This is a genomic window from Streptomyces albidoflavus (assembly GCF_000719955.1).
GTDB lineage: Bacteria > Actinomycetota > Actinomycetes > Streptomycetales > Streptomycetaceae > Streptomyces > Streptomyces albidoflavus.
The window spans coordinates 13832-27567 of the sequence record NZ_JOII01000023.1; the positions used below are offsets into that span (position 1 = coordinate 13832).

At 74.3% G+C, this 13736-nt stretch carries 7 protein-coding genes; 3 read left to right on the top strand and 4 right to left on the bottom strand.

Features of this window, described 5'->3' with window-relative positions; translation table 11 throughout:
- Window positions 1-23: 23 nt before the first annotated feature.
- Genes IF45_RS0121800 through IF45_RS0121810 form a run of 3 tightly spaced genes read left to right on the top strand, consistent with a single transcriptional unit; the run spans window position 24 to window position 7701 of the window.
- Window positions 24-3596 carry a bifunctional glycosyltransferase/CDP-glycerol:glycerophosphate glycerophosphotransferase gene (locus IF45_RS0121800; RefSeq protein WP_030309048.1) on the top strand — a complete coding sequence of 1191 codons (3573 nt, stop codon included), beginning with the start codon at window positions 24-26 and terminating at the stop codon, window positions 3594-3596.
- The gene (locus IF45_RS0121805) at window positions 3593-6511 is read left to right on the top strand and encodes a bifunctional glycosyltransferase/CDP-glycerol:glycerophosphate glycerophosphotransferase (protein WP_030309050.1); all 2919 of its coding nucleotides are present in this window, start codon (window positions 3593-3595) and stop codon (window positions 6509-6511) included. The genes IF45_RS0121800 and IF45_RS0121805 overlap by 4 nt, the downstream gene beginning before the upstream one ends.
- The gene (locus IF45_RS0121810; RefSeq protein WP_008407583.1) at window positions 6508-7701 is read left to right on the top strand and encodes a glycosyltransferase; all 1194 of its coding nucleotides are present in this window, start codon (window positions 6508-6510) and stop codon (window positions 7699-7701) included. The genes IF45_RS0121805 and IF45_RS0121810 overlap by 4 nt, the downstream gene beginning before the upstream one ends.
- Here IF45_RS0121810 and IF45_RS0121815 read toward each other — a convergent pair.
- The 4 genes from IF45_RS0121815 to IF45_RS0121830 all read right to left on the bottom strand — a co-directional run bounded on the left by IF45_RS0121815 (window position 7698) and on the right by IF45_RS0121830 (window position 13567).
- Window positions 7698-9839 carry a bifunctional glycosyltransferase/CDP-glycerol:glycerophosphate glycerophosphotransferase gene (locus IF45_RS0121815; RefSeq protein ID WP_051720720.1) on the bottom strand — a complete coding sequence of 714 codons (2142 nt, stop codon included), beginning with the start codon at window positions 9837-9839 and terminating at the stop codon, window positions 7698-7700. The two genes, IF45_RS0121810 and IF45_RS0121815, sit on opposite strands and share 4 nt — an antisense overlap.
- Window positions 9840-10038: 199 nt before the next feature.
- Entirely contained in the window at window positions 10039-10902 is an 864-nt protein-coding gene (locus IF45_RS0121820) for a carbohydrate ABC transporter permease (RefSeq protein ID WP_003950478.1), read from the bottom strand.
- Window positions 10899-12227, bottom strand: a complete 1329-nt coding sequence (locus IF45_RS0121825; RefSeq protein WP_030309053.1) for a carbohydrate ABC transporter permease — start codon at window positions 12225-12227, stop codon at window positions 10899-10901. The genes IF45_RS0121820 and IF45_RS0121825 overlap by 4 nt, the downstream gene beginning before the upstream one ends.
- 2 nt (window positions 12228-12229) lie before the next feature.
- The gene (locus IF45_RS0121830) at window positions 12230-13567 is read right to left on the bottom strand and encodes an ABC transporter substrate-binding protein (RefSeq protein ID WP_015507199.1); all 1338 of its coding nucleotides are present in this window, start codon (window positions 13565-13567) and stop codon (window positions 12230-12232) included.
- Window positions 13568-13736 lie beyond the last annotated feature (169 nt).

Consider the following 13736-nt stretch of genomic DNA (forward strand, 5'->3'; position numbering starts at 1 on the left):
TCCGGAAGGATCGTGCGCCGCGCATGACACCCCGACTCACCGTCGTCGTCCCCGTCTACAACGTCGAGGAGTACCTCGACGCCTGCCTCGCCTCACTGGGCCGGCAGACGATGCGGGACCTGGAGGTCGTCATGGTCGACGACGGTTCGACGGACTCCAGCGCACGGATCGCCCAGGCCCACGCCGCCCGGGACTCCCGGTTCCGCCTGGTCCAGCAGGAGAACGCGGGCCTCGGCGCCGCCCGCAACACCGGCGTCCGGCACGCCACCGGCGCGTACCTCGCCTTCGTCGACAGCGACGACGTCATCCCCGAGGACGCCTACGCGCTGATGCTGGACACCCTGGAGCGCAGCGGCTCCGACTTCGTCACCGGCAACGTCCACCGGCTCAAGACCGACGGCACCACCGAGCAGTCGCCGATGTTCCGGCGGGCCATGTCCACCACCCGGCTCACCACCCACGTCCTGCGCGACTGGGACCTGCTCGGCGACCGGATCGCCTGCAACAAGGTGTTCCGCAAGGACTTCTGGGACAAGCACGCCCTCGCCTTCCCCGAAGGGGTGCTCTTCGAGGACATCCCCGTCATCGTCCCCGCCCACTTCCTCGCCGGCAGCGTCGACGTCCTCAGCGACACCGTGTACCTCTGGCGCGACCGGCACGGCTCCATCAGCAACAAGCGCGCCCTGCCCCGCGCCGTCCACGACCGCACCGCCGCCGTCACCACCGCCAGCACCTTCCTCGGCCGCCGCCTCGCCGAAGCCGCCGGCACCCCCTTCGAGGCCGACTGGGCCGAGGCCAAGCGCCGCTACGACCAGTCCGTCCTCGCCGGCGACCTCTGGATGTTCATGGAGGCGCTGCCCGACGGCGACGACGCCTACCACCAGGCCTTCCTCGACCACGCCAACGCCTTCGCCGACCACGCCGACCCGGCCGCCCTCGCCGCCCTCCCTCTCCACCTGCGCGCCAAGTGGGCCCTCATCCGCCGTCGCCGCCTGCCCGAACTCCTCGACCTGATGGCCTTCGTCCGCGCCAACCCGGACGCCTTCCAGGTCCGGGGCCTGGCCCGCCGCCGCGCCGCCTACCCGGTCACCCGCGCCCCGCTGCCCGCCCCCGCGACCCGGCTGCGCCCCCGCGACCTGCCGCTCATCGCCCGCGTCACCCGCGCCCACTGGGAGGACGGCAAGCTCCACCTCACCGGCTACGCCTACGTCCGCAACCTGCCACCCGGCCGCCTCCAGGCCCGCGGCAAGGCCCTGTGGCTGCGGGCCGGACGCCACCGCGTCGTCCCGCTGAAGGTCCGCCCGGTCCGCTCCCGGGAGGCCACCTACAGCTCCCGGCAGGCCCTGCACCGCTACGACCGGGCCGGGTTCACCACCGTCGTCGACCCGGCCCGGCTCTCCACCGGCCGCCCCAGCACCACCTGGAAGCTGGAGATGGCCGCCGTCGGCGGGCTGCTGCCGCGCACCGGGCCGGTCCGGATGGCCGGACTCGACGGGCTGCCCGTGCACTACCTGGGGGAGTTCCGCCGGGTCGGGGCCACCCTCAGCGCCGGGCGGCTGCGGCTGCGCGCCGAGAACGTGCCCTCCCGCCTCGCCGCCCACCACGACGAGGACGGCACCCTCCACCTCGAAGGCCACCTCGCCGCCACCCCGCCCACCGGCGCGGAGGCGTGGGCCGGGCTGCGCGCCACCAACTGGTACACCAAGGAGACCCTCGACCTGCCGATCGGCCTCGACGGGAAGACCTTCACCGCCGAACTGCCGCTGGCCGCCCTCGCCGAGGGGGCCGAACCCCTCGGCCCCGACGCCCCCGTCCGCCGCCCGCAGCCCTGGGGCGTCTCGCTGTTCCGCGCCGATGGCACCACCAGCCCCGTCGCCGTCCACCCCGAGATCGAGTCCGGCCGCTACCCGCTCGGCGAGGGCCGCGAACTGCTCGTCGGCGCCAACTCCGCCGGCAACCTGGAACTGCGCGACCAGCCCGTGCGGCCCATCGTCACCGAGCTGACCTGGCCCCCGCGCGGCCCCCTCACCCTCGCCGGGAGCTTCCCCGCCGCCGACGACAGGCGGCGCGAACTCGTCCTCGTCCACGGCACCCACGGCGAGGAGACCGTCCTCGACGCCCACCGCGACGGACCGCGCTTCACCGCCTCCCTCACCCCCGAGGCCGTCCACGGGCCCGGCGGCACCCTGCCGCTCGCCGAGGGGAACTGGACGATGTTCCTGCGTCGCCCCGGCGAGGCCGACCCCGCGCTCTACACCCCGGTGCACATCGCGCCCGTCCTGCACACCGGGCTGCCGCTCGCCCGCCACCTCGGCGGCCGCGAGTTCCTCGTCGAACGCCGCCACTACGACCGGCTCCAGCTCCACTCCGGCTCCTCCCTGCCCGCCGCCGACCGGGGCCGCACCCAGCAGAAGGCGCTGCGGGCCGCGTACACCACGCAGCGGGCGCGCGGGCCGCTGCGTGACGCCGTGCTCTACAGCAGCTTCGACGGGCGCCAGTACTCCGACTCGCCGCGCGCCGTCCACGAGGAACTGGCCGCCCGCGACACCTCCCTCACCCACCTGTGGACCGTCCGCGACCAGCAGGTCGACCTGCCGCCGGGGCTCACCCCCGTCGCCCTGTGGAGCGCCGAGTGGTACGAGGCGCTGGCCCGCTCCCGGCACATCGTCACCAACACCCAGCTCCCCGAGTGGTTCGAGCGCGCCGAGGGCCAGTACGTCGTGCAGACCTGGCACGGCACCCCGCTCAAGCGGATCGGCCGCGACCTGGCCGGGTCGCCCGCCGCCGACCCGCACTACATCGCCGCGCTGCCGCACCGCAGCGCCCAGTGGTCACTGCTGGTCTCGCCGAACCGGTTCTCCACGCCGATCCTGCGCCACGCCTTCGGCTACACCGGGCCCGTCCTGGAGTCCGGCTACCCCCGCAACGACCTGCTGGACGCCCACGGCCGTGCCGAGCGCGCCGCCCGGGTCCGCCGCCGCCTCGCCATCCCCGAGGACCGCACCGTCGTCCTCTACGCCCCGACCTGGCGCGAGGACCGCCCCAAGCGCGGCGGCCGGTACGCCCTCGACCTCCCCCTCGACCCGGCCCGGGCCGCCGCCGAACTCGGCGACAGCCACATCCTGCTGGTCCGCCGCCACTACCTGGTCGGCGGCTCGGTCCCCGGCGGCGACAACGTCCGCGACGTCAGCCGGTACCCGGACGTCGCCGAACTCCTCCTCGTCAGCGACGTCCTGGTCACCGACTACTCCTCGCTGATGTTCGACTTCGCCCAGACCGGGCGCCCCATGCTCTTCCACACCTGGGACCTCGACCACTACCGCGACACCCTGCGCGGCTTCTACTTCGACTTCGAGTCCAGCGCCCCCGGACCGCTCCTCACCGACGCCGAGGAGGTCGTCGAGGCGCTGCGCGACCCGAAGGCCGCCACCGCCGGCCACCGCGAGGCGTACGACGCCTTCCGTGCCCGGTTCTGCGACCTGGACGACGGCACCGCCGCCGCCCGCGTCGCCGACGCACTGCTGGCCGCCACCCCGCACCCCCCGGCCGGCCGATCCGCCACCCCCACCGCCGCGTTCACCGGGGAGCCCGCATGACCACAGAACCGCATCCCGCCGACGCCCCCGACCTCAGCGTCGTCGTCCCCGCCGACGCCGGGCCCGAGGCGCTGCGAGCCTGTGCCGCCTCGGTCCTGGAGCAGACCCTGCGGCACAGCGAGGCCGTCCTCGTCGACCCCGGACGCGACAGCGCCACCACCCGGGCCTGCGCCGACCTCGCCGCACGCCACCCCGGGCGGGTCCGGCACGTCACCGCCGCCCGGGGCGCCGACCCGCGCGACACCGGCGCCGACCACGCCCGGGGCACCTGGGTCACCTTCCTCGGCCCCGGCGAACGCCTCCAGAAGGACGCCGGGCGCAACCTCCTCGCCGCCGCCCTCGACACCGGAGCCGACCTCGTCGCCGGTACCTGGACCCGGCTGCCCGCCCCCGGCGAGAAGCTGCCGCGCGGCGCCGAACAGGCCGAACCCGCCTGGCAGCGCCCGCTGCACACCCGCACCCGGACGGTCGGCAGCCTGACCGACGCCCCCGGCCTCGTCGTCCACGACTCCCTCGTCACCGGCTTCTGCGTCCGCCGCTCCCTGCTCGACCCCGAGGCCCGGCCCGCCGTCCGCCACGAGGAGGCGCCCCCCGTCGGCGACCTCCTCTTCGGCGTCCGCGCCGCCCTCGCCGCCCGCACCGTCACCCTGATCCCCAACACGATCACCACCCACCGCGCCGCCCCCGACCCGGCCGCCGACGCCCCCGCCCGCATCACCGCCGCCGCCCGCGCCGCCCGGCTCCTCGCCCGGCACGGCCACCCCGGGCTGGCCGCCGCCCGCGAACGCGCCCTCCTCACCGACCACGTGCTGCCCTGCGCCGCCGCCCTGCTCTCCATGGACCGCGAGGAGCGCGCCCGCACCGCCGCCCAGGTCGCGCCCCTGCTCGCCGGGCACCTCGGCGCCGACGCCCTCGCCCCGCTCGACCCGGTCGCCCGCGCCTGCCTGAGGCTGCTCGCCGACGGCGACGCCGACGGCGCCCGGGACGCCGCCTACGCGCTGGCCAACCCCGGCACCGTCGTCTCCCCGGTTGTCGCGCACGCGGGACGCGTCCACTGGCGGCCCGGCACCGAGGCCGCCCCCAGCACCGAGGCCGCCCCCGGCGCCGACCCGCTCGACGTCACCGAACTCGGCCTCCAGTACCGCCCGTTCGCCCGCCTCGACCTGCTCAACACGGTCACCCGCGCCACCCGCTCCCAGGGCCGCCTCCTCCTGGTCGGCCGCATCGTGCTGCCCGCCCACGCCCTGCCCGGCCGGCCCGAGGTCACCGCCACCCTCGTCCTGACCTGCCGCGACCAGCCGGCACGCACCCTCACGCTGCCGGTGGACGACATCCGGTACGCCAAGGACGCCCTGGTCTGGCGGGCCTGCGCCGACCTCACCCGGCTGCTCGGGGCGCGCGGCGTCGGCGACCGCGTCTGGGACCCCGCCCTGCGGGTCACCGCCGGCGGCGAGACGCTGACCACCCCGCTCTTCGCCGAACCCGAGACGGTCAAACCCGCCGGCGCGCTGCGCGCCCGCCCCCGCCTCGGCCGCCTCACCGGCGACACCTGGCAGCCCTACGTCACCGCCCACCACCGCCTCGCCGTCTGCCTGCTGGCCCGCCGCAGGCCCGCCCGGCTCGCCGAGAAACTCCTCCACTACGCCACCCACTTCCGGCCCGCCCGCGCCCTGCGCCGCCGCCTGGCCGCCGTCGCCGCCCGCCGCAAACGCCTCGCCGGACAGGCCGTCAAGGCCCGCGTCTACCGCACCCTGCTGTTGCGCCTGCCGGTCCGCAAGGGCCAGGTCGTCTACGAGGCCCACATGGGCAAGCAGTACGGCGACAGCCCCCGCGCGATCCACGAGGAGGCGATGGCCCGCGGCCTGGCGCTGCGCCCCGTCTGGTCGTACGCCGAGAAGCCCGACGGGTTCCCCGCCGACGCCCGCCTGGTGCGCCGCTGGTCCTGGCCCTACCTGGTGGCGCTGGCCCGGGCCCAGTACTGGGTCGACAACCAGGGCTTCCCGCACGCCCTGGACAAGCCCCGGCACACCACGTACCTCCAGACCTGGCACGGCAGCGCCTACAAGCGGATGGGGTTCGACGAGGCGCGGGTCAAGACGCAGAACGACCCGCAGCGGCGCCGGCTCCAGCGGGCCGTCGACCGCTTCGACCACTTCCTGATCCGCGCCCCGCACGACGCCGACACCCTCGGCCGCGCCTACCGCCTCGACCCGGACAAGCTGCTGCCCACCGGCTACCCGCGCAACGACCGCCTCGTCGCCGCCCGCGAACAGCACGCGCCCCGCCCGCCGCTCGCCGAAGCCCTCGGCATTCCGGACGACCGCACGGTGGTCCTCTACGCGCCGACCTTCCGCGGCGGGCCCGGCCACAAGGACGCCGAACTGCCGCTGGACGTCCGCCGGTTCGCCGAGGAGTTCGGCTCCACCCACGTCCTGCTGGTGCGCAGCCACTACATGGAGCGCGCCGCCCTGCCCGCCACCGCGCCCGGCACCGTCCACGACGTCTCCGGCCACCACGACGTCAGCGAACTGCTCGCCCTCGCCGACGTCCTGGTCACCGACTACTCGTCCATCATGTTCGACTACGCCCTCCTCGACCGGCCCCTCATCCACTTCGCCCCGGACCTCGACGCCTACACCGCCGACCGGGGCAGCTACTTCGACCTGCGCGAACGCGCGGGCGGGCCGGTCGTGGACACCCAGGACGCACTCCACGAGGTCCTCGCCCACCTCGACGAGGCCGACCCGCACTGGAAGGCCGCCCGCGCCCGGTTCGCCGAGGAGTTCGGCGCCTATGACACCGGCGGCGCGGCGGCGGCCGTGGTCGACACCCTCTTCGCCGCCCACACCCCCCGGCGCCGCCCGAAGCCCTGCCCCGCCTCCCGGCGGCGCCCCGCAGAGAGGAGCGGCACATGACCGCGCCCGCCACCCAGGAGACCCCCGCCGCGCCCGCCGCCGAGGCCGGGCCCCGGGAGATCTACCTCATCGGCAACACCGTGGACGAACTCGGCGGCGTCACCGCCTGGACCCACCAGATGGCCCGCCTCTTCCGCCGCCAGGGCCACCCGGTGCACGTCATCGGCATCCACGAGGCCGAACTGAAACTGACCCTCCCCGGGCCGCCGGACTACCCGGTCACCGCGCTCTACCCGAGCCACCCGCCGACCGCCCGCCCCCTCGTCGGCCGCCGCCGTCTCAGCCCCGCCGCCCGGCTGTACGAGCGGCGCCGCCTCGCCGCCAAACAGGCCGCCGTCGCCCGCCTCTCCGGCATCCTCGCCCAGGCCGCCCCCGGCGCCGTCGCCGTCGTCACCCAGGTCTGGCCGATGGAGTGGCTGCGCCAGGCCGACACCTCCCGGGTCCGGCTGATCGGCATGAGCCACGAGTCGTACGCGTACACCCGCGCCTGCCACCGCCACCGCTGGGTCAAGGAGAACTACCCGCACGTCGACCGGTGGCTGGTGCTCACCCAGGAGGACGCCGACGACTGGATCACGCTCGACGGGATGCAGAACGTCGGCGCCATGCCCAACGCCCTCGCCCACCTCCCCGCGACGCCGTCCCCGCGCACCGGGCGCAATGTCGTCAGCATCGGGCGGCTCGCCGACCAGAAGGGCGTCGACATGCTCCTCGACACCTGGGCCCTGGTCGCCCCGCACCGGCCCGACTGGCGGCTGCGGATCTACGGGGCCGGGGAGGACGAGACGGCGCTGAAGAACCAGTGCACCAGCCTCGGGCTCGACTCCTCGGTGGAGTGGAGGGGGCGCACCGACGACGTGCCGGCGGCGCTCGCCGAGGGATCGGTCTTCGTGCAGTCCTCGCGCGGCGAGGGGTTCCCGCTCGCCCTCATGGAGGCGATGGCCTCCGGCGTGCCCTGCGCCGCCTTCGACTGCGCGCCCGGGGTCCGCGAGATCGTCCGGGACGGCGAGGACGGCCTGCTGGCCCCGCCCGGCGACCTCGACTCCCTCGCCGACCGGCTGCTGCGGCTCACCGGCGACCAGGAGCTGCGCGACACCATGGGCGACAAGGCCCGCGTCAACGTCCAGCGCTTCTCCGAGGCCCACGTCCTCGAACGGTGGGAGGCCCTCTTCCGCCTCCTCGACCGCTAGAGGTCGGGCGGCTCCTCGCCGAGGAAGACCCGGCGTACGACCCGCTCCGCCGCCCGGCCGTCGTCCCACGGGCAGAAGCGCGTGCGGAAGGCGGCCCGGCGGGCGGCGGACCCGGGCCCGGACCAGGTGCCGGAGGCGAAGATCGCGGTCAGGTCGTCCTCGTCGCAGGCGACCGGCCCCGGCGCGCAGCCGCGCAGGTCGACCGAGAGTCCCCGCGCCGCCTCGAAGGCGGCCCAGTCGTCGGCGTACAGCACGATCGGGCGGTCCAGCACCGCGTACTCCACCATCAGGGACGAGTAGTCGGTGATCAGCGCGTCGGAGGCGAGGCAGAGGCGCTCGACCGACGGGTGGGCGGAGACGTCGATCAGGCGGGTGGAGGGCGCCGTTCCGGGCGGCAGCAGGGGCGCCCCGCAGCGGGGGTGTGCCCGGGCCAGGACGGCGAAGCGCGGGCCGAGCCGGTGCAGCATCCGGTCGAGGTCCGGCGGGTGGTGCGGGCCGGTGCGGTGGTCGCGGTAGGTCGGGGCGTAGAGCAGGGCGGTGACGTCCGGGGCGAGGCCCAGCGTCTCCCGGAGGCGGTCGCGTGCGGCCGGGTCGGGGGAGTGGAAGGCGTCGGCGCGCGGCTGGCCGTACTCCAGCACGGTGTACGCGGCGGGGTAGGCCCGTTCCCAGGTGAGGGTGGTGTGGCGGTTGCCGGAGAGGGCGTAGTCCCACTGGTCGGCGGTGGCCACCACCCGGCGCACGTCGGTGGTCCCGGCGGCCGGGCGGTCCAGCACCTCGGCGCCGACCCGTTTGAGCGGCGTACCCCGGCCGGTCTGCACGACGCACTGGCCGCGCCGCTTGACGTGGCCGGGCTCCGGCTCGCCGTCGGTGACCAGGTAGCGGGCGCGGGCCAGCGCGGTGAAGTAGGCCGCGCTGCCCGGGGTCACCCGGCGGGTGGCGGTCGGCGCGGTGTGCCGGTGCTCGGGCCGGGTGATCCAGAAGGTGCGCAGGCCGGTGACGAGGTCGCGGGCGGCGCGTTCCAGGGCGGCCGGGTGATGGGTGTAGCCGTGTCCGTCGGCCGCGCCGAAGAGGGCGTCCCGCTCGCGCAGGGGGAGGCGGCGCTGGAGCGCGTAGTGGGCCCGTAGGCCGGACCTCCGGGCGCGGGCCTTGAGGGAGCGGGCGGTGCGGCGGGCCCGGCCCGAGGCGCGGGCGGCCAGCCGCAGCGCGCCGAACGCCCGGTGGCTGCCGTGCCGCACCAGGGCGTGCCGCAGCCGGTCGCGGGGGCCCAGCGGCGGCAGCGGCGTCCGGTGCAGGCGGTACTGGTCGCGGGCCCGGTGCAGGAAGGCGGCCCGTTCGCCGGCGGGCAGCCGGCCCGGCTTGGTGTAGACGGCGGTGAAGTGGTCGACCATGCGGCGGAAGACGACCGGCCGCCACCGCTCCAGCTCCGGGTGGGCGTCGAGGAAGGCGAAGACCCGGTCGTACTGGTCGAAGACGTCGAAGTGCCGGTGGCTGACGGTGCCGAGGATCGAGCCCTGCCGCCGCTGCCGGTAGTGGACGCAGACCCGGTCGAGCACCGCGATCGTCCCGGCGCTCATCAGGGCGGGGAAGGTCCAGGGGGTGTCCTCGTAGTAGCCCGGCGGGAAGGTGAGGCCGGTCCGCTCGACGAAGTCGCGGCGGTACGCCTTGTTCCACACCACCATCAGCAGCCGCAGCAGGCCGGGGCGTTCGGCGAGGGTGAAGACCTGCGGGTCGCCCTCGTGCAGCTCGGCGGCGAGCTGGTTGCGCAGGACCTCGCCCGACAGGTAGGTGCGGGCGTAGTCGAAGACGAGGATCTCGGGGCTGTCGGTCTCCTTGATCCGGTCCGAGAGGGTGTGCAGCGCGTCCGGGGTGAGCGTGTCGTCCCCGTCGAGGAAGAGCACGTACTCCCCGGTGGCCCGCGCCAGCCCGGCGTTGCGCGCCCGGCCGAGCCCCCCGTTCTCCGCCAGATGGACCGGCACCACCCGCCCGTCGCGCGCCGCGTACGCGTCGATCAGCTCCCCGCAGCCGTCCGGCGAGCGGTCGTCCACCGCGATCACCTCCAGGTCGCCGAACGACTGGCCGAGCACCGAGTCCAGGCAGGCGCCGAGGTACGCCTCCACACGGTGGGCGGGCACGATCACACTGAACCTGGGCACGGCACATCCGATGGGTCGACGCGAGTCCTGGGGCCTACCGCCCCAGAACGCGCGTTCCGGCGTGCCGGTTACGCGGAATGCGGCATCCGGGGGAACCGCCGCGGTGACGGACAGATGCGCGAAGGACGGCGGGGCCGCCCGGTGTTGCCGCCGGACGGCCCCGCCAACACCAGCCGGAATGGGCCTACTTGACCGCCCCCGACATCAGGCCGGAGACGAACTGCCGCTGGAAGGCGAAGAAGACCGCCAGCGGGATGATCATCGACAGGAAGGCCCCGGGGGCGAGGATGTCGATGTTGTTGCCGAACTGGCGTACCTGCTGCTGGAGGGCGACCGTCACCGGCGGCGAGTCCGAGTCGGCGAAGACCAGCGCCACCAGCATGTCGTTCCAGACCCACAGGAACTGGAAGATGCCGAGCGAGGCGATGGCCGGGCCGCCCAGCGGCAGCACCACCCGGGTGAAGAGCCGGACCTCGCCGGCGCCGTCCAGGCGGGCCGCCTCCATCAGCTCCTTCGGGATCTGCGCGAAGAAGTTCCGCATCAGGAAGACCGCGAAGGGCAGGCCGAAGGCCACGTGGAAGAGGACCACCCCGGCCGTCGTCTCGAAGAGCCCGACCCAGCCGAACAGCTCCGACACCGGCACCAGCGCCACCTGCACCGGCACCGCCAGCAGGGCCACCACCAGCACGAACCACCAGTCGCGGCCCGGGAACTCCAGCCAGGCGAAGGCGTACCCGGCCAGCGAGCCGATCACGATGACCAGCACCGTCGCCGGGACCGTGATCGCCACCGTGGAGAGCAGCGAACCGGTGATCGCCCCGTCCTCCAGCACCCCCTGGTAGTTCTCCCAGGTCAGCTGGGCCGGGGCGGTGAACACCGTCCACCAGCCGCTCTCCGCGATGTCGCCCGGGGCGCGCAGCGAGGAGAGCAGCAGCCCCACCGTCGGCATCAGCCAGAACAGGCCGACCACCACCAGGACGAACTGCACCAGCCCGCCGCTCAGCCGGGCCGCGATCCGCGATCCCAGCGCGGGCTCACGCGCGCTCATCGGCGTGCCTCCTTCCGCAGCCGCCGCACATTGGTCACCATCACCGGCATCACCAGCAGGAAGAGCAGCACCGCGATGGCGCTCGCCACCCCGAGGTCCCGGTCGCCGAAGGCCGAGTCGTAGAGCTGGACCGCCAGCACGTTGGCGTCGTCCCGGGAGGAGCCCGGGGCGATCACCACGATCAGGTCGAAGATCTTCAGGACGTTGATCATCAGCGTCACCAGGACCACGCCGAGCACCGGCGCCAGCATCGGCACCGTGATCCGCCGGAAGACCTGCCACTCGTTGGCCCCGTCGATCCGGGCCGCCTCCATCAGCTCCCGGGGCACACCCGCGAGCCCGGCCGCGATCAGCACCATCGCGAACCCGGCCCACATCCACACGTACGCGCTGATCACCGAGAGGGTCACCAGGGACGGGCCGAGCCAGTCGACGCCGTTGTACGGCTCGCGGAAGTTGTCGGCCGGGAAGCGCAGCTGCGCCCCGTCGGCCTCGGCGGGCAGGGCGAAGGTGCCGTCGGGTCCCGCCCGGGTCTCGGCGACCACCTTGCCGTCCTTGACCGCCTCCACCCGGATGCCGGGATAGCCCAGCTCCTCCGGGTCGACCACCGAGGGGGTTCCGCCGCCGCCCCGGGTGAAGTCCTGCCAGGCGGTGCCGGTCACCTTCCCCGGGTCGGCCTTGGCCTCGGCGGCCGGGGCCGCGTCCTCGGGCATCTTGTCCGGGGCCACGCCGACCAGCGGCAGCAGCACCGGCTCACCGGCGCGGGCCGGCTCCCGGGTGGTGAAGGAACCGCCCTCGCTCTTCTCCAGCGGGGACTTCGGGCCCGGGTGGGCCTTCGGGAAGGCCGAGGACTCGTTGAAGGTGTCGTGGACTGCGACCCAGGCGGCGTTGGCGACACCCCGGTCCGGGTCCTGCTCGTAGACCAGCCGGAAGATGATGCCGGAGGCCAGCATCGAGATGGCCATCGGCATGAAGACGACCAGCTTGAACGCCGTGCCCCAGCGGACCCGCTCGGTCAGCACCGCGAAGACCAGGCCGAGGGCGGTGGCGACGGTCGGCGCCAGCGCCACCCAGATCAGGTTGTTGGCCAGCGCCGTGCGGATGGAGTCGTCGGTGAAGAGGGTGACGTAGTTGTCGACGCCGACGAAGGACTCGCCGGCCTTGTCCAGCACGCTGCGGACCACCGAGTACCCGATCGGGTACACCACCAGCGCTCCCAGCAGCACCAGCGCCGGAAGCAGGAACAGCACGGGGGTCCAGCGGCGTCGCCTGCGGGCCGGAGCCGGCGGGGCCGCCGCCGGTCCGGTCTTCGTCCCGTCCGCCATCCTCACTCCTTGTAGGCAGCGGCGGCGGCCCGCTCCAGGGCCTTCTGGGTACCCGCGACGTCCTTCGGGTTCTTCAGGAAGTCCTGGAGCGCCTTCCACTCACCCTTGCCGGGCGTCCCGCCGAACGCCTGCGGCGCCTGGTCCGACATGTCGAAGCGGATGTCGTCCCCGGCGGCGATCAGCGCCTCGGCTATGTCCCGCTGCACGTCGTTGGGGTACGCGGCGGTGTCCACCGCCTTGTTGGGGGAGAGGAAGCCGCCCTCCTTCGCCCAGATCTCGGCGCTCTCCGGACCGGCCAGGAAGGTCAGCAGCGCCTGCGCGCCCTTGCTGTCCTTCAGCGCCACGGCCGCGTCACCGCCCACCACGGCGGGCGAGTTCTCGCCGACCGCCGGGAACGGGAAGACCTTGGCGTCGGTGCCGATCTCCGCGTCGGTCTGGCCGATGTTGATCGAGACGAAGTCGCCCTCGAAGACCATCCCGGCCTTCGGCTGGTCACCGCCGGTGAAGGTCTGCGTCACCGAGGCCGGGAACTCCGTCTGGAGCGCGCCGCTCTGGCCGCCCGCCAGGAAGTCCTTGTTGCCGAAGAGGTCCGCGAGGGTCTCCAGCGCCTTCGTCACCGACGCGTCGGTCCACTTGATCTCGTGCTTCGCCAGCTGGTCGTACTTCTCCGGGCCCGCCTGCGACAGGTAGACGTTCTCGAACCAGTCGGTCAGCGTCCAGCCGTCCGCACCCGCCACCGACACCGGGGTCACGCCCGAGTCGAAGACGGTCTGCGCCGCCTTCAGGAACTCGTCCCAGGTCTTCGGCTCCTCGACACCCGCGTTCTCGAAGACCGCGGTGTTGTACCAGACCAGCGACTTGTTGGCCGCCTTGAAGTACACGCCGTACGGGGTCCCGTCCACCGAGCCGAGATCCGCCCAGCCCTTGCTGTAGTTGGTCGTGAGCGCCTCCTCGGCGCCCTTGCCGAGCGGCTTGGCCCAGCCGTTGGCCACCGCCTGCTCGATCGCGCCCACCTGCGGCAGCATCGCCACGTCGGGCTGGCCGCCGCCCGCCACCTTCGACTCCAGGAAGCCGATGATCGGGTCCTGCGCCGGGACCAGCGTGACCTTGGCGCCGGTCGACTCCTCGAAGGCGTCCAGGACCTTGCGGAACGCGTCCTTCTCCGGCCCGCTCCACACCGCGGCCACCGAGACCGTCTGGCCCTTCAGGTTCGGGCCCTTCGCCTTCGGCGCGTCGTCGTCCTTGCCGCCGTCGCCGCCCGAGCCGCCGCACGCGCTGAGGGTGAGGGCGGCGGCCGCCGCCAGCACGGCCGTCCTGCGGATGCGCGAAGCTCCACTCATGGCTTCCCCGTTCTGGTGGGTTCCGTCCGGCGGGCCCGTCCAGGGGGACCCGCCGATGTGGTGTTCCGGTCTACGCGGGTGGCCCGGGGTCGGCAAGAGGCGGGTCACGGCCAACTCGCCGATGTGATCGGCTTGTGACGTGACGTCAGTGCAGCTCCGGAGGGTTCAC